The sequence below is a fragment of the [Mycoplasma] falconis genome (assembly GCF_006385795.1).
In the GTDB taxonomy this organism is placed as follows: Bacteria; Bacillota_I; Bacilli_A; order Mycoplasmatales; family Metamycoplasmataceae; genus Metamycoplasma; species Metamycoplasma falconis.
In genome coordinates this window covers 1-596 of sequence record NZ_VFSS01000029.1, presented here as the reverse complement: position 1 = coordinate 596, position 596 = coordinate 1, and the positions used below count along the sequence as shown (strand labels likewise).

General features: G+C 71.5%; 1 protein-coding gene. It reads right to left on the bottom strand.

All coding sequences use genetic code 4. The features are described 5' to 3' along the window. Positions 1 to 596 (bottom strand): SpnB-like Rossmann fold domain-containing protein (locus tag FJO69_RS07735; RefSeq protein ID WP_170177218.1); only part of this gene is annotated, 596 nt, incomplete at both ends.

The following is a 596-nucleotide window of genomic DNA, read 5'->3' as shown; positions in this document are numbered from 1 at the left end:
GCCCAGGAATCCCATCACGGCGTCACCGACGGCAAGATCGGTCACTTCGGGACCGGTCTCAAGCACCACCCCGGCGCCTTCGGCACCCAGCGGTGGGGCCTGGCCGGGATACATCCCTAGGGCGGCCACCACATCGCGGAAGTTGACCCCGACGGCCGCCACCGCCACGCGCACCTGCCCCGCCTGTAGCGGTGCCTGTACCTCCGGGCAGGGCTGGATCACCAAATCCTCCAGGGTCCCGCCACCACCGGCGGCCAATCGCCACGCCGACTCTGCCGCCGGTAACGCTAGCAACGCCGGGGCCGGGGACAGCCGGGGGGCGTGCACAGTGCCGCCGCGCACCAGCAGCTGGGGTTCCCCGACGCCGGCTAGCACCGAGGCATCCACCGCCGCATCGGTGTCGATCAACACGATCCGGCCGGGATTTTCGGCCTGCGCGGAACGCGCCATGCCCCACACCGCGGCGGCGGCCAGGTCGCTGATGTCCTCGCCAGCCAGCCCCACGCCACCATGGGTCAACACCACCAACGTGGCCGCCCGATCCGCGCCGAGCCAGGACTGCAACACCTCCAGGGCGGTGTGGGTGGCCGCATACA